Source organism: Arthrobacter wenxiniae (genome assembly GCF_013376105.1).
Taxonomy (GTDB): domain Bacteria; phylum Actinomycetota; class Actinomycetes; order Actinomycetales; family Micrococcaceae; genus Specibacter; species Specibacter wenxiniae.
This window is the reverse complement of record NZ_JAAMFM010000047.1, coordinates 1-18,069: the sequence shown is the minus strand read 5'-3', so window position 1 is coordinate 18,069 and position 18,069 is coordinate 1. Positions and strand designations below refer to the sequence as shown.

At 65.3% G+C, this 18,069-nt stretch carries 17 protein-coding genes; 3 read left to right on the top strand and 14 right to left on the bottom strand.

Annotation, left to right across the window (positions count from 1 at the left end; genetic code table 11):
* Window positions 1-159: 159 nt before the first annotated feature.
* From G6034_RS18950 to G6034_RS18935, 4 genes are read right to left on the bottom strand one after another with little or no spacing between them, the layout of a single operon-like run.
* A complete protein-coding gene (locus G6034_RS18950) occupies window positions 160-1,398 on the bottom strand; it encodes a redoxin domain-containing protein (protein ID WP_176636656.1) in 1,239 nt (412 codons plus the stop codon).
* Entirely contained in the window at window positions 1,296-2,279 is a 984-nt protein-coding gene (locus G6034_RS18945; RefSeq protein ID WP_176636655.1) for a cytochrome c biogenesis CcdA family protein, read from the bottom strand. Before G6034_RS18945 ends, G6034_RS18950 begins: the two co-directional genes overlap by 103 nt.
* Window positions 2,276-3,316 (bottom strand): cytochrome c oxidase assembly protein, encoded by a 1,041-nt coding sequence (locus G6034_RS18940; RefSeq protein ID WP_218064078.1) that lies wholly within the window; start codon window positions 3,314-3,316, stop codon window positions 2,276-2,278. Before G6034_RS18940 ends, G6034_RS18945 begins: the two co-directional genes overlap by 4 nt.
* Complete coding sequence (locus G6034_RS18935; protein ID WP_113730340.1) at window positions 3,313-3,792, bottom strand: MarR family winged helix-turn-helix transcriptional regulator; 480 nt, start codon at window positions 3,790-3,792, stop codon at window positions 3,313-3,315. Before G6034_RS18935 ends, G6034_RS18940 begins: the two co-directional genes overlap by 4 nt.
* 71 nt (window positions 3,793-3,863) lie before the next feature.
* Between G6034_RS18935 and G6034_RS18930 the strand changes: the two genes are divergently transcribed.
* Window positions 3,864-5,639 (top strand): chloride channel protein, encoded by a 1,776-nt coding sequence (locus G6034_RS18930; protein WP_176636654.1) that lies wholly within the window; start codon window positions 3,864-3,866, stop codon window positions 5,637-5,639.
* 81 nt (window positions 5,640-5,720) lie between these two features.
* On the opposite strand, the gene G6034_RS18925 is transcribed toward G6034_RS18930, so the two are convergent.
* From G6034_RS18925 to G6034_RS18880, 10 genes are all read right to left on the bottom strand, one after another.
* A complete protein-coding gene (locus G6034_RS18925; protein ID WP_176636653.1) occupies window positions 5,721-7,331 on the bottom strand; it encodes an ABC transporter permease in 1,611 nt (536 codons plus the stop codon).
* Window positions 7,328-8,266 carry an ABC transporter ATP-binding protein gene (locus G6034_RS18920; RefSeq protein ID WP_176636652.1) on the bottom strand — a complete coding sequence of 313 codons (939 nt, stop codon included), beginning with the start codon at window positions 8,264-8,266 and terminating at the stop codon, window positions 7,328-7,330. Before G6034_RS18920 ends, G6034_RS18925 begins: the two co-directional genes overlap by 4 nt.
* Window positions 8,263-8,907 (bottom strand): TetR/AcrR family transcriptional regulator, encoded by a 645-nt coding sequence (locus G6034_RS18915; protein WP_176636651.1) that lies wholly within the window; start codon window positions 8,905-8,907, stop codon window positions 8,263-8,265. Before G6034_RS18915 ends, G6034_RS18920 begins: the two co-directional genes overlap by 4 nt.
* Before the next feature lie 440 nt (window positions 8,908-9,347).
* Window positions 9,348-9,761 carry a rhodanese-like domain-containing protein gene (locus tag G6034_RS18910; RefSeq protein ID WP_343038163.1) on the bottom strand — a complete coding sequence of 138 codons (414 nt, stop codon included), beginning with the start codon at window positions 9,759-9,761 and terminating at the stop codon, window positions 9,348-9,350.
* Entirely contained in the window at window positions 9,761-10,393 is a 633-nt protein-coding gene (locus G6034_RS18905) for a bifunctional 4-hydroxy-2-oxoglutarate aldolase/2-dehydro-3-deoxy-phosphogluconate aldolase (RefSeq protein ID WP_176636650.1), read from the bottom strand. Before G6034_RS18905 ends, G6034_RS18910 begins: the two co-directional genes overlap by 1 nt.
* 36 nt (window positions 10,394-10,429) lie before the next feature.
* Window positions 10,430-11,371, bottom strand: a complete 942-nt coding sequence (locus tag G6034_RS18900) for a sugar kinase (protein ID WP_176636649.1) — start codon at window positions 11,369-11,371, stop codon at window positions 10,430-10,432.
* Between the two features lie 7 nt (window positions 11,372-11,378).
* On the bottom strand, window positions 11,379-12,947 hold the full coding sequence (locus G6034_RS18895) for an N-acyl-D-amino-acid deacylase family protein (RefSeq protein WP_176636648.1): 1,569 nt from the start codon (window positions 12,945-12,947) through the stop codon (window positions 11,379-11,381).
* 25 nt (window positions 12,948-12,972) lie between these two features.
* Window positions 12,973-14,178 (bottom strand): type III PLP-dependent enzyme domain-containing protein, encoded by a 1,206-nt coding sequence (locus tag G6034_RS18890; RefSeq protein WP_246296358.1) that lies wholly within the window; start codon window positions 14,176-14,178, stop codon window positions 12,973-12,975.
* 102 nt (window positions 14,179-14,280) lie between these two features.
* Entirely contained in the window at window positions 14,281-14,673 is a 393-nt protein-coding gene (locus G6034_RS18885) for a RidA family protein (RefSeq protein ID WP_176636646.1), read from the bottom strand.
* Between the two features lie 70 nt (window positions 14,674-14,743).
* Window positions 14,744-16,078, bottom strand: coding sequence for an MFS transporter (locus G6034_RS18880; RefSeq protein ID WP_246296356.1), 1,335 nt, complete (start codon window positions 16,076-16,078; stop codon window positions 14,744-14,746).
* Between the two features lie 139 nt (window positions 16,079-16,217).
* On the opposite strand from G6034_RS18880, the gene G6034_RS18875 reads away from it, so the two are divergent.
* Both G6034_RS18875 and G6034_RS18870 read left to right on the top strand, forming a co-directional pair.
* On the top strand, window positions 16,218-16,979 hold the full coding sequence (locus G6034_RS18875; protein ID WP_176636645.1) for a helix-turn-helix transcriptional regulator: 762 nt from the start codon (window positions 16,218-16,220) through the stop codon (window positions 16,977-16,979).
* Between the two features lie 539 nt (window positions 16,980-17,518).
* A partial coding sequence (locus G6034_RS18870; protein WP_176636644.1) for an IS630 family transposase occupies window positions 17,519-18,069 on the top strand: 551 nt, incomplete at its 3' end.

Sequence of the window (18,069 nt, the reverse complement as noted above, 5' to 3'; positions counted from 1 at the left end):
GGGCGATGGGCGGTGAGTGGGGAGGCAGGCACAGATTGTTCGCATTTCAACATCGTGGCGGGTTGAAAGCTTGAAGAACGGGGATTAAGCGGGACCGAGAATGCTGTGGCTGGTGCCACGCAGCGGCAATTGGGCTGGGACAGCTCATCCGGCCGGGGCTCAGCTTCCGCCCTGGATCAGGCTTTGGAGCACATACTCCAGTTGTTCGGCAGTCATGGCGCCGGGATGGCGCACCAGCAAGGTTCCGTCCGTGCCGATGACCGCGGTGAACGGCAGCCCGGGAACCTGGTAGGCGCCGGATGCGGTACCGGCGCCGTCGCTGAGCAGGGGGTAGGTGGTGCCGTATTTGGCCGCGAAGGCCGCGGCGTCGCGGGGGTTGTCGGCGACGTCGATGCCGACAAAGTTGGTGCTGTTGCCCAGAGCCTTGAAGGCCTGCTCCATGGCGGGCATTTCGGCCACGCAGGCGGTGCAGGTGCTGGACCAGAAGTTGACCACTGTCACCTTGCCCTTGAACGCGCCCAGCGACGTCGTACTTTGGGGGCGTGTCAGTTGGGGCAGGGTGAATGCCGGTGCCGCGGCGTTGATCGAGGCCGCTGTCTGGCTGGCCGTCGCGGCGGGTGACGGTCCGCCTACGTGGATCGCGGCGGCATCGGGCAGCAGGTTCACCGCGGCCTGGGCCATGGCATGGGCGTACAGGTCAGTGCTGGCGGATTCCGTGCCGAACTGGCCCAGGGCGGCTTCCTTCCCGGCCGGGTCGATGAAGAAGAGCTCCGTGCCGTGAACCACGCTTCGGGTCCTGGGGTCAAGCTCGACGGGCACGCCGTAGGACGCGGCCGCCTTGGCCAGCTCGGGCGGGCTGCCGGTGGCAAACACCCAGTTGGATGCCCCGGCAAGCCCGTGGCTGTCGGTCCATTCCTTGATGGCGGGCGTGGACGGGTAATAGGGGTTGGCGTTGACGGAGAGGAAAACCACGTCCTTCGCGTGGGCGCCCAGGTCCTTGTTGGCGGCGACCACGTCCTGGGCCAGGAGGGTGCACAGATCCTGGCATTTGTCGTCGTTGAAGGAGAGCACCACGGACTTGCCGTGATAGTCGGAGAGGGAGACGTGCTTTCCGTTCTGGTCGGTCAGGGAGAGGGCCGGGGCCACGGGCTGGGGCTGGGATTGGGGGTCCAGTTGGAGCAGGGTGGCAGCGGCGGCATTGATGCCTGGTTCGACGGCGGTGCCTGCCGGGGCGCCGGTGGTGCCGGGGGAGTGTGGCACCAGGCCCGGGAGCAGGAGCACGACGGCCACGGCCATCAAGAGCATGAGCCCGCCCGTGCCCCACAGGAGCGCCCTGCCTCGGGGGTGGGGCCCGCCTGGGGTGTTTGGCGTGCCGGCCGGCGTGGGCGCTTTAGGCATGGGGGGGTTCCTTCCGAATGTTCCGCCCCGGGTGTTTTTCCGGGGCTTGTCCAGGTTTTGCGGACGACGACGGCGATGCCCGCCAGCACCGCCGCCAGCAGAATTGCGGCGGTGGCTGCCAGGTGGCCCGCCAAGAATGCCGTCAGGGCCGCTTGGGCGGCGCCCACGGCGGCAAAGGGGCCACCCGTGAGTGGGAAGTTCAGCAGGTCCGCGGCCCAGTAGCAGGCCAGATAGATTCCGGAAACCACCAGGACCGCACCTGAAAACCGGGGCAGGAAGCGGCCGGCTGTGCGGAAACTCTGAAGGATTCCTGAACGCGCGGTTGCTGTCACCACGGCGGCGGCCGTGACAAACAGGCCCATCCCCAGGGCATAGGCGAGATAGCAGGCCAGTCCGGCCCAGAATCCCAGTTGCGTAAAGGATCCGCCCACGGCGGCCAGGAACAGGGGCAGGGCGCAGCTCAGCGATCCGATGGCGTAGGCGATGCCGAACACGAATGTCGCTGTGAAGGTGCGCCCTCCCGGTGCCAGCCGGGGAGTGGGCAGCCGGAGGTAGAGGGGGTGCCCGCACAGCGTCGAAAGGCCCAGCACAGCCATCAGGACCCCGGCCGTGACCATGAACCACGGCAGCCACCCCGAAGCCAGCGCGGCACCGGAGACCAGGACCAGCCCAAGCGTGCCGAAAACGGCCACGAAGCCGCAGGTGACACCGGCTCCGGAGAGCAGCCCCCGTGCCGTCCTGGTTGTTCTCAGGCCGCCGGGGTCGCCGGCGAACAGGGCCAGGTAGGCGGGCAGCAGCGGGAACCCGCACGGGTTGATGGCAGCCACCAGGCCCAGGGTGAAGGCGTAGCTGGTGGCGGCGGCCACGGCGACCGGGTTCATGGACGGCCCCTGTCCCGGGCCGCCAGGCTGTCCAGGTACCTGTTGTAGTCATCCAGGTCCACGTCCCCCACGCGTGCCGCCCGGCGATCGGCGGCCGCCGTCTTGCGCGCGTCGGAGCGCTGCCACTTGGCCACCAGGACACCGAGCACCAGGAGCGTGGGAAATTCCGTGAAACCCCACGCGATGCCGCCGCCAACGCCCTGGTCGGCCAACGGCGCAATGTTCCAGCCCGGCATGGGCGTGGCATAGAAGTGCACGAGCAGGTTGGTGGACATCATCACGACCACCCCGAAGAACGCGTGGAACGGGGTGGTGGCGGCCAGTTCCAGCACGGGCAGGACCTCCCCGGAGATGGATCGCAGTCCCCTCCCGGTCTGGCGCGGGGAGGGGTCCACGCCCATGATCCCCCAAAAATACAGGAATCCGATCAGCAGGAAGTGGATCAGCATCAGGTTGTGCCCCCACCACGTGCCCATCAAGTAGTCGAAGGCGGGGGTGAAATACAGCCCATACAGGCTCATCACGAACAGGGCAAACGTCACGACGGGGTGGGTGAGGACGGAGGCCGGCACCGAGTGCAGGACGCGCAATACCCCCCGGCGCACCGCGCCCTTGCCGCCGTGGCCGGACGGGAGCGCCCGCAGCAGCAGTGTCACGGGGGCGCCGAGGACCAAAAAGACAGGACAGAGCATGTTCAGCGCCATGTGCTGGATCATGTGGATGCTGAAAAGCTCCATGCCATAGCCGTCCATGCCGGTGCCGGTGACGAACAGGATGCTCGCCACGCCAGCACCCCACATCAGGGTGCGCCCCACCGGCCACGCCACCCCGCGGCGGTGCAGCACCACCAGTCCGGCGGCATAGCCGAACAGAAGCACCATGGCAAGCACGGGGAGGACGGGGATCGGCTGCGGATGCCAGGCCAGCACGTTCTCCACGGTGGGCGGCGCGGTGGGCATCCACATGGGCCCGGACATTGCAGCGTGCGGGTCGCCCATGCCGGGCATCGGCGGCATGGCCAAAACGTGCACGCTCACAGCCCCACGATCATCAGGTCCGCTGCGGGCGGTTCCCCGGCGGCGCTGGCAAAGATTTCAAACCCGGCCTTGACGGCCGCCCGCTCCGCCGGCGACAAGGTCCCCAGCAGTGCGGCGATTTCAGCCCTGCGAGCCTCCGTCACAGCGTGGTGAATCTTCCTGCCCAGCTCAGTGAGGGAAATAATCACTTCACGGCGGTTGGTTGCGGCGGGCTGGCGGGCAATCAGTCCGGCCGTCACCATGCGGTCAGCGAACCGGCTGAAGCTGGACTGGTTGGCGCCGAGCTTCTCGGACAGCTCGCCCATGCGCAGCGGACCCAAGTCCGAGAGCACGACCAGAACCCTGAATTGGGGCAGTGTGACGGTGTCCATGACGGTGGCCAGCGACCTGGCAATCACGCCCAGCAGGGCCCGTGATGCCGTCAACGTTTCAACAACGGCGTCGCTGGCCGCCGTGACCGGGGTGCTAGGATTCATAATTGCAGTATGGCATATATTGCATGAATGCATGAAATTACGGCGTGAGCCTCAAGGCAAGGAAACCCTGCATGTCCGCAACCATCGGCGCACCCCGGCACGGCCTCGCGTCCCTGTGGCGTACCATCTGGAAACCCGCTGCGGAGGGCGGCTACCAGCTGGTCGCCGTGGCCCTGGTGGTGGGGGCCGGCGCCGGGTTTGCCGCCGTCGCGTTTCGCTGGATGATCTCCGCGGCCACCGTCTTCTTTTCCGGACATGGCGACTATTCGGCGGTCCAGGGCCACCCGGCCCATCCGTGGGTGCCGTGGCTGGGACCGTTTTTTGTGGTCCTGGCCCCGGCCGTGGGCGGCCTGGTTTACGGACCGCTGGTCCACCGTTTCGCTCCGGAAGCCCGTGGGCACGGTGTTCCCGAGGTCATGTACGCGGTGAGCCGGCACGGCGGGAGGATCAAGGGCCAGGTGGCGGTGGTGAAGGCGCTCGCGTCGGCCATCTGCATTGGTGCCGGTGGTTCCGTTGGCAGGGAGGGGCCGATCGTGCAGATCGGCTCGGCCCTGGGCTCCTGGCTGGCCCGGGTGTTCCGGATGCCCGATTCCAGGGTCCGCGCACTCGTAGCGTGCGGTGCCGCCGGAGGCATCGCGGCCACGTTCAACGCACCCATCGCGGGGGTCTTCTTTGCCCTGGAGCTCCTGCTTTCAGACTTTGAGGCCAGTTCTTTTGGTGCGGTGGTCCTGGCCTCGGTGGCAGCCTCGGTGGTCGGGCGGACGTTCCTGGGGGACCAGGCGTTCCTGCAGCTGCCGCCCTTCCACTTGGGCAGCGGATGGGAATACCCGCTGTTTCTTTTGCTTGGGTTGTTGGCCGCCTTGGTGGGTGTGGGGTTCACGCGGGTCCTGTACGGGGTTGAGGACGCAAGCGACTTCCTTGCGCGGCGTATCCCCAACTGGCTTCGGCCCGCGATCGGAGGGCTGTTGCTGGGGGTGCTGCTGCTGGCGCTGCCACAGATGTACGGGGTGGGCTATCCTGTCCTGCAGGCCGGTGTGGACGGGAAGTATGCCCTTGGATTCCTTCTGTTGCTGCTGGTGGGCAAGGTCTTGGCCACGAGCCTGACGATCGGCATAGGCGGCTCGGGCGGCGTGTTTGCCCCGTCCCTGTTCGTCGGTGCCATGCTCGGCGCGGCCTTCGGGGACGTCGTCGGAATGATCGACCCCTCGCTCCAGGGCCAGGCCGGAACGTTCGCGCTGGTGGGCATGGGTGCCGTTTTCGCCGGTGCGGCCCGCGCCCCGATTACCGCGGTCATCATCATGTTTGAACTCACCGGCGAATATTCGATCATCCTGCCCATCATGCTCGCCATCGTGGTGGCCACCGGGGTGTCCAAGCTGTTGTCATCGGACACCATCTACACGCTCAAGCTCAGCCGGCGCGGCATTGACCTGACCCGGCACCCAGGCACCGAGCTGATGCAGGCCACTCCCGTAACGGCCGTCATGGATAGCAGTCACCGCGCCTTGGATGGCAGCCTCAGTGCCGCCGACGGCTCGCGCCTGCTGCTGGCCTCCGGCAAACACAGCCTGCCAGTCACCGACGCGGACGGCCACCTGGCCGGCGTCGTCACCCTCCAGCTGCTCTCCGCGGCGCTGGCAGGAAGCGAGGCCCAGCGCCGGCTCCCGCTGTCCGGACTGGCCGAGCATGTCGCCACGGCAGAGCCCGCCGCCTCACTGGATTCCGTGGTGGAGCTGGTGCTTGACTCCCCGGCGGGCGGCGGACTGCCCGTCGCCGAAGGCGGAGTATTGAAAGGCTGGCTCAGTCAGGAAGCCGTGCTGCGGCTCCTCTCCAGGGCCCGGCCGTAAGGGAACGGCCCACCCACCGCAAGGTCGGCCATGCCTGGCGACCGTGCTGTCCCGGACTGGGTGCCGCGAGGCGGGGGAAAATTAGCCTTGGGGTACCCCACGGCGGCGGAAGGCTGCGAAGCCGATCGCTCCGAGGATCAGCGCGATGACGCCCATCAAGGTGAGGGCGCTGGGTTGGACGGTCCCCATCGGGGGGTTGCCGACGTGTGTGGTCGGGGAGATGTCCAGCACCCACTGGCCGAATTTCAGGCCAGGGCCAAGGAATGCGATAAACGTGACCACGGCGTAACCGGCCCACGCGATCGCAAACCATCGGGGACGCAAGCCGTACAGCGCCAGCGCCAGCCCGGCCAGCACGGTCTCGGCCGGAAGGTAGGCCAGCCCGGACGTCAGGGTGGGGCCCAGCTCTGCCATGTTGCCGACCGAGGCTGCGGTCGCCAGACCCAGGACCAGCGAGGACCCGAGCACCATCATGTTGAGTCCACCGAGCACCACCAGCGTGTGCGAAGCCAGCCAACGGGTCCGGGACAAGGTGCCGGACAGCCGCGTCTCCAACCGGCCCTCGGCTTCCTCGGCCCGTAGGGTGCCGATGGCCTGGACGAGATACCCGGCAGCGATGATGGCCAGGTAGAGCTGCGTGGCCGCGACAAACCCGTCCAGGGGCCGGCCATGGGCGACGCCCAGGGCCAGGGCAAGGGCCGGATTTCCGGCCATCGCACCAAGGAGCTGCTGTGCAAGCGCCCCCATCATCCCGGCCAGGAGCACGCCGCCGGCGAGCCAGCCAAGAATCGCGGGGCGATGGATCCAGGCCGCGAATCCGATCGGGCTGCGCAGCCGAGCGGCGGCGTGCTGGGGGCCTGCGCCGCTTCGGATCAGCGCGCTCCCCAGGTCGCGCCGGGCAGCCAGCCTCAGTGCCGCGACTCCCAAAGCGAGGCCGATGGCCACCGGGATTGCCAGGGTCCACCACCGCTGGTGCCCGAAGGGTGCCGCCTTCTCCGCCCAGCCCAGCGGAGAGAGCCAACTCACCCACGTCCGGGTCGTGTCGCCGACGCCGCGCAGCACATACGAGGCAGCCAGGACCAGCACGGACCCGAGATAGACGCCTCGGGCGTGCTGGGTGAGCTGCGCCAGCAGCGCCGCAAGCCCGGCAAAAACGAACGCCAGCGCGCCCAGGGAGAATGCATAGAGGACCGAACCGGCAACCGGGACACCGGAAGCCGCCAACCCGGCGGCGAACAGCGCTACGGTGGCGGCGATCGTAGCGGTGGCCACCAGGAGCGCGGCCAGGGTGGGTTCGTGGCGGGCGATGCGACCGCCCAGGAGCAGTTCAAGCCGGCCGGACTCTTCCTCGCGGCGCGTCGCCCGCGCCACCAAGGCGATGCCCAGCAGCGGCAGCAGGAGGGCAGCCATGAAACCAAACTCGTCCTGGATGACACCACCAAGGGAGTCGATGCCTTCGACCTTGCCATTGATGGCGAGCAGGGCGTTGCCGGAGGTGACGGCCTGGGCGTAACTGTGGATCTTGGCCGGGCTGTCATAGAGGGACGCGACACCCGCTGCGGTGCCGATCATGGATGCGCCCAGCACCAGCACCCACAGCAGGGCACTGCGTCGCTGAATGCGGCCAACGATGCGCAACATGATTCCCAGCCCGCTCGCTTGAGTCGAGGTGCCAGGAGTTCCGATGTTCATGATGCCGCCTCCGCGGCCCTCACGGCGTCAGGGGCCGGTTCGTAGTTCCGCAGGAACAGCGCGTCAAGACTGGGCGGGGTGACCGTGAGCGTGTGGATGCCCGCCGTGTGGAGGCACCCGATGACAGCATCCAGATGGTCGGCGTCAACGGTAAACCGAGAGCCCACCTGCCCGCCGAGCCACTCGCTGTGATGGTCGGCGACCCCCTCCGCCTCGGCCAGCCCATCGGGCTCGCGCACCGTGACAACATGGACGGTGCTGCGCGTGCGGCTGCGCAGTGCGGCCAGGGTTCCGCTGGTGACGGTGCGGCCCCGACGGATGATGCTCACCCTGTCCGCCAGCGCCTCCACTTCGCCCATGATGTGACTGGACAGCAACACGGTCACGCCGTCCTGGCACCGGTCACGGACGCACTGTTGGAAGGCCTGTTCCATGATCGGGTCCAAGCCCGACGTCGGCTCGTCGAGGACCAACAGTTCCGCGTCGGCGGCCAAGGCCGCGATCAGGGCGACCTTTTGCCGGTTGCCTTTGGAATAGTCGCGCACGCGCTTGGTGGGGTCAAGGTCGAAACGCTCAATAAGGCCGGCTCGCCGCCGCTTGTTGACCATGGTGTGGGTGGCGCCCAGGATGTCCAGGCATTGGCCCCCGGTCAGCGCCGGCCAGAGGGCGACATCCCCGGCGACATAGGCGAGCCGGCGGTGCAGGCGCGGTGCGTCCTGCCAGGGGTCACGGCCGAAAAGTTCGGCATGGCCCGAGGTGGCCTTCATCAGGCCGAGCAGAACCCTGATCGTCGTGGACTTCCCGGAACCGTTGGGTCCGAGGAAGCCGTGGACCTCCCCTTGACGGACGGTGAGGTCCAGGCCGTCGAGGGCCCGGACTTTGCCAAAGACCTTGGTCAGTCCCTCGGTACGGATCACAAAGTGGGTGTTTGTCATGACGGAGGTTCCTTCCCCGGGGCCGCGAATGCGCCCCCGGTGTAGACGGCGGTGACGTCCCTGGCCCACCGGGCGAGGCCGGTGGGCGTCAGGGGATCATTGCCGATGGCGGCGGCGATCTGCTCGCGCAGCAGGATCACCGCGAGGTCGCTCACCAGCAGGAAGGCCGCACGGACGGCCGGGTCTTCGGTCGGCGCTGCGATGCCGCTCTCCACCATGGCATCCAAGACACCGCGGGTGGTGGCATACCAGCGGGCGAACAGGGCTGCCCCGGCAGGGTCATTGGTGAGCAACAGCCGGCGCAGGTAAGCCGGCAGCGGGGAGCCTGACGGAAAGACCTGGACGAAGGCCTCGGCGACCGACGCGGAGGCCCCGCCCCTGGCGAGCATTTCGGTGAGTTCCTGGCCGCCGAGCTCGGCGAAAAGCGCGTCGAGGGACTCGGCGGCGTGGGCGTCGACAGCGGCCCGCAGGCCGTCCTTGCTCTTGAAGTGGTGCAGTACCAGCGCCGGTGACACGCCCGCAGCGGAGGCGATCTCACGCACCGTGACCGCGTCGTGCCCGCGTTCTGCGAACAGGCGCAGCGCAGCGTTGCGGATCGTTGCGCGGGCGGTGAGGTCGCGCCCGTCGGTGACTGAACCCATACTCAAAATACTAAACATTTGTTAAGTACGTGGCAAGAGGTTCACCCGAACAGGTGCGGGCGCCGCGTTGGAGCGGCCGGACGTATTTGCGGCGGGGGTGTTCGTAGGCGGCGAACGTGGTGGTGTGGTCACCCGGGTGCGTGGCAATTGCTTCGGCGAGGGTCTTGGCTCTGATGATCGCGCTGCTGGAGCCTTGACCTTGGCCACCCGCTCAACAAGCAACGCGATTGTGGACCAATCCGCAGCACAATCAGCAGTGAGCGAATTCAGCGAATAACTACACCCGTCAGTACTGACGATCACGCCGCCACAGTCACAAGGAACGCTCCGCCGGGTTGGTCCTGGCGGGGCGCTGCCATACCCGGACCATCGTCAAACCCAGTGACGGCCCCGCCGTCAAACAACGCGACGCTCCACACCCCGGGGCGCTGTGGGGCCGCCTACCGGTGTGGTTCAGCGGTGACCAGTGGGTCCGGCCCAGGGCGGCTTGTTGTACCAGCTGTCACTATTGCGAATCCGTTCCGTACCCAGTATTCGTAGCCGCCAATCAGCTCGCGGACGTCAAAGCCCTCCGTGAGCAGTCGGCGTGCGGTGTACGTTGCACCGTTGCAGCCCGGGCCCCATCCGTAAACGACCAGACAGCGGTCCCGGGGGAGGGTTTGTGGCAGGGCAGCCAAGGATGCGGCGGGCAGGTGGAGTGCGCCAGCGATGTGGCCGTGATCCCACGATTGCCGTTTACGGCTGTCGATGATCACCGCGGAGCCGCTGGCTTGGGCATCAGCGGCCGCCACCACATCGATCTCGTAGGCCAGCTTGGCGTCGACGAACGCGAGCAGCTCGGCCCGGGTTGCCACTACTGCCCTGCCGGCCGGCGTGGGCCGTCCCCGCCGAGCAGCGCCGCGAGCCGGGGGAACTGGTCCGGATCTTCAAGCGCCGAACCCACGGCGACGACGCGTGCCCCAGCAGCCAGGAACGCGCCCGCGTTGGCAGCATCCATACCGCCGGTTGTGACAAAGTTGGCCTGCGGGAAAGGTCCGTGCATTGCTTTGAGCCATTGGGTGCCCAGCACGGAGGCCGGGAACGCCTTGAGCCACGTCAGCCCGGACTTTAGGGCGAGCTGGACCTCGGTGGCGGAAGCAACTCCTGGCATCGGGGGCATCCCGGCCTCCGAGGACGCGCGGACGACCTCCAGGTCGAAGCCTGGGCTGACCGTGAACGCTGCTCCTGCTGCGGCGGCCAGGCGAACATGTTCAATGGAGACCACGGTGCCAGCACCCACTGTCTTACCCCGCTCGCGTGCGGCTGCGGCAACGGCCTTGAGGGCTTTGAGGTCCTCCTGGGTTTGGATGGGGAGTTCGACGACGTCGATGCCCAAGTCCCAGGCTGTCGTCGCGACAGCGAGGCTTCGTTCCGTGCCCATGCCGCGAAGAATGGCCATCAGGGGTGACGTTGTGAACATCTCGCTGAACTGCGCGTTGTCAATCATTTCTTTGCTCTGTCCTTTGAATGCGTGAATCTTTGGCTAGGTGAGGCTGGATGGGGCGGGGGAAGGGTCGGCGACGAAGTCACTGGTGGACAGCAGTACGAGTCGGGCGCGTTCGTGGCCAGCCCGCAATCGAACGGCTGTGGCATCTCCGCGGAGGGCCGCAGAGAGGTACCCTGCTGCGAAGGCGTCGCCGGCACCTACGGCCTCGATCACGTCGGTGGGAATGGCCGGTTCGAACACATGTTTCCCGTCGTTGAATTCGGTTGCTCCTACGTCGCCGTCCTTCACGATGAGTCGCCCGGTGTCCGGCAGTATCGCGCGAACCTCCTCCGGTGTGACGCAGTCCCAGAGCGACTGTGCCTCGTCGAGGCCGACAAAGACAATGTCTGCCCGGTTTGCCAGGGCGAGAAGTGTCGGGGCCGCTGCGCCGCCGGGCCAGAGCGAGGGCCGGTAGTTGACGTCGAAGCTCAGTGACGCGCCGCTTCCCGCAACCCGTTCAAACACGGCCTCCACAAGGTCGGCGCAGGACGACGAGAGCGCCGGCGTAATTCCGGACAGGTGAACAATCTCGGCCTGTTCAAGTGGCACGGACGCCACCGTGGAGGGACCCATTCGAGAGGCGGCCGAATCGCGGCGGTAGTACAGCACGCCGTGTCCGGGGTCCTTGAAATAGACCCCGGTTGGAGCGTGTGAATCGCTCATCACCCATCGAACGTCGACGCCGTGGAGTTCGATGGACGTGCGGATGCGGTGGCCAAGTACGTCCTCACCCAGCACGCTCACCCAGGCCGAGGGCACGCCAAGGCGTGCGGCGTGGCTGGCCACATTCGACTCTGCACCACCCGGGTGAAGACTCAGCTTTGTGGCCGTTGCCAATGGTTCGGCGTGTTCGGGGGTGAGCATAATCATCGTCTCGCCGATGGTGATTAAGCGTGGAGCGGGCCCGGCGGTTGCAGTTGCCCGTGCAGTGTGTGGCATCGATTTCCTAGCTCTTGGTGTGTTCGCGCCGGAGGCCCCGGCCGGGCGTGATGGTCGCGAGTCTGCCGCCGGCTAGCACCGGTTGTCCGGCCACGAGCACGTCGTCGATTCCCACCGCCTCGCCCAGGGGTTTTTCGTAGGTGGCGGTGTCCGCCACTGTGCGTGGGTCGACGACGATGAGGTCGGCCACCCAGCCTGGCGCGATCCTGCCGCGTTGTCCGAGGCTGAAGCGCGCTGCCGGGGCGGTGGATAAGTGTTGCACGGCTTCCGGCCATGACCAGGTGGGTGTTTCGCGCACATATTCGCGCAGGTATCTTGCGAAGGTTCCGCGTGCGCGTGGATGCGGGTGGGCTCCGATGAAGATTCCGTCGGATCCTCCCATATGACCTTCGTGGGAGAAGATGGTGGCCAGCTCGGCGACGGAGCGCTGGTGGCGCACCGCCATGACGGCATTGACCTCCAGGTGGGAGGCAGCCAGCAGGTCCAGTGTGATCCCTATTTCATCGGTGCCGGCATGCGCGGCAGCGGCTTCCAGGGTGAGACCGTGGGCCCATGCGAACTCGGGAGCGGCAATGTGGGCCAGGGTGATCATCGAGGGCCACTCGGGTCCCAGGCTTGCATTGTGCTGGATTGTGGGGAACCAGTCGCGGCGCATACGCGCCCGCTCACCCGGGGCGCTGATAAGCCTGACGACAGTCTCAACCGGTAACACTGAAAGTTCCGGTGGCAGCAAGGGCATGGCCAGCAATGTGCAGCCACGGGTATAGGGGTAGGCGTCGAAGGTCGCGTCAACTCCCGAACTCCGGAGGAGCTGCAACTGGCTGCGGATGATGGCGGCCTGCGCGTGAAAGTGGGAAATGTGGACGCGGACGCCCGATTCCGCCGCGATGTGGACGATTTCAGCAATGCCGGCGGCGGAATTCGCTTCATAGCCGCCTCGCATATGCGTGACGTAGAGCCCTCCGGCGACAGCGACTGGCATGCACAATGCGGCGATCTCCTCAGCGGTTGCGAAGATACCCGGCACGTAGTCCAACCCGGTGGAAAGTCCGACAGCCCCCTCCCGCATCCCCTCCTCAACCAAGGCAGCCATTCGCGCGATCTGCGATTCGTCGGCAGGAGCACTTGATCGTCCACAGACTTCCGAGTGCACGGTTCCCGCGGGGACAAGGTAGGCAAAATTGAGCCGGGATCGACCCTCGACCGCTGCCAGATAGCCGGCTACGCCGCCCCCGTCATAGCGGGGGTGCCCGCCATTGATGGCAGCGAAGTAGCTCCTGGCATACTCGCCGTTGCCCGGTGCATAGGACACCCCGTCCTGCCCGGTCACCACCGTCGTCACACCCTGTTTCAGCAGCGCCCGTTGAACGTCGCCATCCTCCACGAGCCCGTCGGCGTGTGAATGGACATCGACGAATCCGGGCAGGACGAGGCGGCCATGGCACTCGATGACCTGGTCACCTGTCGACGGCACGACGTCGCCGACCTCCGTGATGGTCGTTCCTTCGATGGCGACGTCGGCCCTCCGCACCACGCCGTCGTCGACCACGGAGCCCCCGCGCATCAAGACACGCATGTTGATTTCCTTTCAGACTCGTCGATCAGAAGAAAGTTCGGATAAGTCCCACGACGTGGTCGCTGTCTCGAGAAGCGACCATGGGCAGGTAATGCCACTTGTCGAATGTGGTGCACGGATGCGACAGGCCCAACGAGACCACCTGTCCGATTCCCACGTCCTGGCCGGTGAGCCCCAGATAGCTGTGCTGGTCATTCATGGCCAAGATCGAGGCGCCGTCGAGTTGCCTCCATTGGCCCCCGAGGTCGGCAGATACCTGTCGGGGGATCGGCAGCCCCTCGTCGAAGGGGAAGTCGCGCTTGCCGCCGTCTATCAGTGCCAGTCCCGGCTCGGGGTGCGACACCACACGGGCCAGTCCCCACATCGCGGGGCGGAGTCTTCCCGAGTCCGGCTGGCCTTCCGCCATTCCCTCGTCGAGCGGGGAGATGCGACGGTAGAACCCGTCGTCGTGCGTGATGTACGCGCCGCTGCGCAGCGTCCACACCGTGTGCTGGTCGTTGATCATCGCGGCGCCGTAGACCTCGGCGACGACGTCGAAGTAGGCGCTTCCTCCCGCGGTGACATAAATTTCCCCGTCATCGTAGAGTCCGCTCAATTCCTGGTGCAGTTGGACCTGACGCTGGAGATAGGTCCGTACGGCGTCCAACGCCGCGGCCGAGCGGTCGTGACCGAGGGAGCCCTCGTAACCGGCCACTCCCGCCAGCCGGATGACATCGGAGGCAGCCGCCCGCCGCGCGACCTCAACCGCCTCGGCCACCGTGCGTGTCCCGGTACGCCCGCCGGCCGCGCCGAGTTCAACACAAACATCCACGGGTCGCGGGGTACCAGCCGCGCGGAGTGCCTGCTCCATCGCATCGACCGTCGCGACCGAGTCGGCCCAACAGACAAAGCGAAACTCAGGGTCGGAAAGTTCGGCTGCAAGGTAGCGCAGGGACCGCTCATCGACGACGGCGTTGGCCAGCATGATGGAGTCCAGACCAAAGCTGCGCGCGGTGCGGACCTGGCCCATGGTGGCAAGAGTGATGCCGATGCATCCGGCGTCGAGCTGCCGTTGCCAAAGCTCCGGGGCCATGGTCGTCTTTCCATGCGGCATGAGCTTGAGCCCGCGCGACGAGCACCACTGCGCCATCAGGCCCAGGTTGCTCCGGATCGCTTCGTCGTCGAGTGCGACGATCGGCGTCCAGAACTCGGAGAGCCTTGGCCCGCTGGCAAGAAAATCCGTCACGGTCATGCCGAATGCGCGTGCCGGCACTCCCTTGTCGCATGGGGATAGTCGCACATTCCCCAGCTGCTCCAGTTGTAGCTTTCGTGTCATTGTTCGGCCACCGGATTTCTACTTGTCTGCGGGCACGGCGGCGACGACGTCGATCTCGACGAGGATGTCCGCCAGCTGCGATCCGACGGTGGTGCGCACGGGGAAAGGCTCGGAGAAGAACTCCTTGTAGGCTTCGTTGAATTCGGCGAAGTCCGCCAAATCCGCAAGGTGCACCGTGGTCTTGACGCAGTCGTCCATGGTGAGACCCCTCTCGGCGAGAATGCTCTGAACGTTACGAAGCACCTGCCGCGTCTGGCCGGCCGCGCAGTCGGGCACTGCCCCGGTGGCGGGGTCCTGCGGGCCAAATCCTGCCGTGTAAAAGAATCCGTTGGCTTCAACACCCTGGCTGTAGGGGCCAGCAGGCTGGGGAGCCTTGGTGGTGTGGAACGCGGTCTTGGAAGTTTTAGTCATGGAGTGTCCTTTTTCTATGGGTTGTTGGTCTAATGTGGCGGCGTACAGCGTGCTGGCAGGACAGGCTCAGCTACGTGTACAGCCGAGCCGCGTTCTCGACGTCGGGTCGGAACGAAGCATATGCGGTGGCAATGATGCCAATGAGTGAGATGACGGCGGCGTAGACGATGACTGGCCATACGCTGCCAAAGGCCACGGAAAGGGCGGTGGCGATGAGGGGGGCGAAGCCGCCACCGATGGTGTTGGAGATCTGGTAGCCGATGTTCACGCCGGTGGTGCGGGCTTCGACGTCGAACATTTCAACGAGCATCGTCTGGAGTGTGCCCTGCATGGCCACCCCGGGTACGACGAATCCTAGGATCATGCCCAACCAGATGAGGACTGCCACCTGTGTGCCGTAGAGAACGAATGTCGGGTAAATGAGCAGCGCGAAGCCGATGCAGCCACCGATATAGACTTTGCGCCGGCCGATCTTATCCGACAGACTTCCCCACAAGGGGGCTGCGAAAATCTGCAAGACGCCTACGATCATCGTGCCGATGAAACCAACTTGTGCATGTGTTCCCTTGGAGACCATGTAAGCAAGTCCGAAGGTCAGCACGATGTAGCCGGCGATGCTTTGTGGCAGGCCAATGAGGATGCCGAGAATTGCGTTCTTCGGATGGCGGAAGACATCCTTGAGCGGTGAATTGCGCGTTTTCGGCTTGAGTGCCCGGGCGGCAGCAAGTTCCTTGAATTCATCGGATTCTTCCAACTTGGAGCGCAAGACCACAGCGATGATTGCGAGAACCGCGGCGAAGACGAAGGGGATCCGCCAGCCCCAGGTGATGAAGAACGACTGCGATCCGGAACCAACTGCAGTCATGAGTCCGGCAGAAGCGACATTGGCGATGCCGGCCCCGCTGATCAGCAGCGCTCCAAAGAGCCCGCGCCGGCCAGCAGGTGCATGCTCGACAACAATCGATGCCGCTCCTCCCATTTCGCCACCGACGAAAAGTCCCTGGAACATGCGGAAAAAGAGGAGCAGGATCGGTGCAGCAATGCCGATGGTACTTGCGGATGGAATGAGGCCGATGCCTGCCGTGCAGACACCCATGCCAATGACTGTGATCATCAGAGACGTTTTGCGGCCCATCTTGTCACCGATATGGCCAAATACGAGGCCGCCCACCGGGCGCAGCAGAAAACCGAAGGCGAAGCTTGCAAAGGATGCCAGCGTTCCTACGACAGCGCTGTCGTGGGGGAAAAATACCGCGGGGAACACGGTGGCCGAGGCCAGCCCGTACAGGTAGTAGTCGAAGTATTCCATCAAGGTGCCGATTGCCCCGCCTGCGATGGCACGTCGTTGTTTACCTGAAAGTACCGTCATCCGTGATGCCGGCCGCACCTGCTGTAGTCCTGTCATGGGAGCCTCCTTGCCCGCCGTGAAACATGAGTGATGCCGCTCACCAAGCCGCGGCTGAACCAAAATTAGCACCACTTGAACTGTTTGTCTATGAGCTTTACAATTTGTATATGGAGCCTTTGGCGTATAGGAATGACCTATGAGTGAGGACGTTACGATGATGAGCGCCACGCATCCCGTCGGAGACAGCCTTGCGTACATGGGAACGTATGAGTCGGTGGCCGACATTCTCATGGTCTTCCGCCCCGTCATGCACGCAATGGCCGCTGCCGCCGGGCCCGGCTGCGAAGTTGTCTTGCACGATCTCTCGGCTCCCAAGCCGGATCTTGGCCACACCATCGCGGCAATCGAGAATGGGCACGTCACGGGACGCGAGATCGGGGGGCCCTCCTCGAGTCTGGGGGCGGCGGTGCTTCACAACCAGTCAGCGGACCACAACGCCTTCGGTTACCGTGGCCTCACGAGTGACGGACGCCAGTTGCGCTGCTCCTCCGTGTATTTTCGCAACTCGGCTGGCCGGATCATTGCGGCATTGTGCGTCAACGTCGATGTAAGCGCGATCCAGCAGGCCAGAACCTTGCTCGAGGGCCTGCTGCCACAGGATTCACCGAACCCACCGGAGCAGCCAAACGAGTACTTCGGACAGGACCTGGTCGGCGTGATGGATGTGATGATCGCCGAAGCGATCCGCGAGACCGGCAAACCTGCGGACCAGATGAGCCGTGACGACCGTATTTCCGTGCTCACCAAACTGGATCAACAGGGCGTTCTACAGATGCGGAAGGGAATAGAAAGGATCGCAGCACGCCTGGATATCTCGCGTGTTACGGCCTACGCGTACCTCGAAGAAGCCCGGAGCCAGAACACCGTCCACGCAGGTGATGTCGGCCGCGCGGTCTGAGCGAGCAGCGAAGTTCCAGCACCCGCCCAGGCGCGTGTCGAATACGTCGATGGGAGTTCGCCCGAGGCCCTATGTCATGTCGCGAAAGTGCGGAATTCGCCCTGGGGTTCGCCACGCGGTCCAGCCGTTGGTCCGGATACCCATTGGGCGAGCGGTAGGCGGCTGAATTCAGGCCTTTCGCAAAGGAAGGCGCAGTCCCCGTCAGGTCGAGCTTTGCCATGGTGACAGTGTCAACAAGACTTTTCCCTTCGGACTGGCACGTGTTTCGTCGGACAGGGTCGGACAGGGTCGGACTCCATAGGTTTCGGCGGCTTCCCGGTGTTTGTAAGTGCCTTTCCCGGGTTCGAGTCCCACCCCGGGCACAGCATTACCGCAGGCCCAGTTGCGCGGGTGTTTCGCTCCGCCGTCGGGAAAGATAATGTCCATTCCGCCGGCTCGGATTTTCTGTATTGTTGTTGCAGTGATTTTGGCGTTTGACGAGGTGACTAGCGGCCCGTGTCTTAAGTAGGTTTTAGGTTTGGTTTGGGGAGAATGGAGTTATGGCTCATCCTCCTGCTCCTGCTGTGGTGCTGCGCGATGGTGACGGAGAGGTGCTCGCTGGGCGGATGAGGTCATCATCGGTGCGGGCCGGGTTGGCACAGCGTTCAAGGATTGTGCTGCTGGCCGCCGAGGGGTTGGCGAACGTGCGTATTGCCGAGTTAGCCGGGGTATCGGTGCCGACTGTGGCGGCTTGGCGCGGCCGGTACCTGGCCTTCGGGCTGGACGGGCTCGAGGACCGGGCGCGTGTGGGCCGGCCACGGAAGATCGATCGGGCAAAGATCATCACCGCAACGTTGAAGCCGCCGCCGAAGAAGTTCGGTGTCACGCACTGGTCCGCGAGGCTGCTGGCCCGGTACTTGCGAATCGACTTCTCCACCGTGGCCCGCACGTGTCGGGAGTACGGGGTCAAGCCGTGGAAGGATGAGACCTTCAAGTTCTCCACCGACCCGGAACTAGAAGCCAAAGTCCTGGACGTGGTTGGTTTGTACATGGCACCGCCGGATAAGGCGGTGGTGCTGTGTATCGATGAATTATGCGAAGCTTCGCATAA

What these genes read in the sequence shown, in the direction of transcription:
- G6034_RS18925 (WP_176636653.1), bottom strand. Translation starts at nt 7,331, where the DNA reads ATGAACATCGGAACTCCTGGCACCTCGACTCAAGCGAGCGGGCTGGGA.
- G6034_RS18880 (WP_246296356.1), bottom strand. Translation starts at nt 16,078, where the DNA reads ATGACAGGACTACAGCAGGTGCGGCCGGCATCACGGATGACGGTACTT.
- G6034_RS18915 (WP_176636651.1), bottom strand. Translation starts at nt 8,907, where the DNA reads ATGGGTTCAGTCACCGACGGGCGCGACCTCACCGCCCGCGCAACGATC.
- G6034_RS18945 (WP_176636655.1), bottom strand. Translation starts at nt 2,279, where the DNA reads ATGAACCCGGTCGCCGTGGCCGCCGCCACCAGCTACGCCTTCACCCTG.
- G6034_RS18885 (WP_176636646.1), bottom strand. Translation starts at nt 14,673, where the DNA reads ATGACTAAAACTTCCAAGACCGCGTTCCACACCACCAAGGCTCCCCAG.
- G6034_RS18890 (WP_246296358.1), bottom strand. Translation starts at nt 14,178, where the DNA reads ATGACCGTGACGGATTTTCTTGCCAGCGGGCCAAGGCTCTCCGAGTTC.
- G6034_RS18950 (WP_176636656.1), bottom strand. Translation starts at nt 1,398, where the DNA reads ATGCCTAAAGCGCCCACGCCGGCCGGCACGCCAAACACCCCAGGCGGG.
- G6034_RS18875 (WP_176636645.1), top strand. Translation starts at nt 16,218, where the DNA reads ATGAGTGAGGACGTTACGATGATGAGCGCCACGCATCCCGTCGGAGAC.
- G6034_RS18900 (WP_176636649.1), bottom strand. Translation starts at nt 11,371, where the DNA reads ATGCCACACACTGCACGGGCAACTGCAACCGCCGGGCCCGCTCCACGC.
- G6034_RS18920 (WP_176636652.1), bottom strand. Translation starts at nt 8,266, where the DNA reads ATGACAAACACCCACTTTGTGATCCGTACCGAGGGACTGACCAAGGTC.
- G6034_RS18895 (WP_176636648.1), bottom strand. Translation starts at nt 12,947, where the DNA reads ATGCGTGTCTTGATGCGCGGGGGCTCCGTGGTCGACGACGGCGTGGTG.
- G6034_RS18930 (WP_176636654.1), top strand. Translation starts at nt 3,864, where the DNA reads ATGTCCGCAACCATCGGCGCACCCCGGCACGGCCTCGCGTCCCTGTGG.
- G6034_RS18905 (WP_176636650.1), bottom strand. Translation starts at nt 10,393, where the DNA reads ATGATTGACAACGCGCAGTTCAGCGAGATGTTCACAACGTCACCCCTG.
- G6034_RS18935 (WP_113730340.1), bottom strand. Translation starts at nt 3,792, where the DNA reads ATGAATCCTAGCACCCCGGTCACGGCGGCCAGCGACGCCGTTGTTGAA.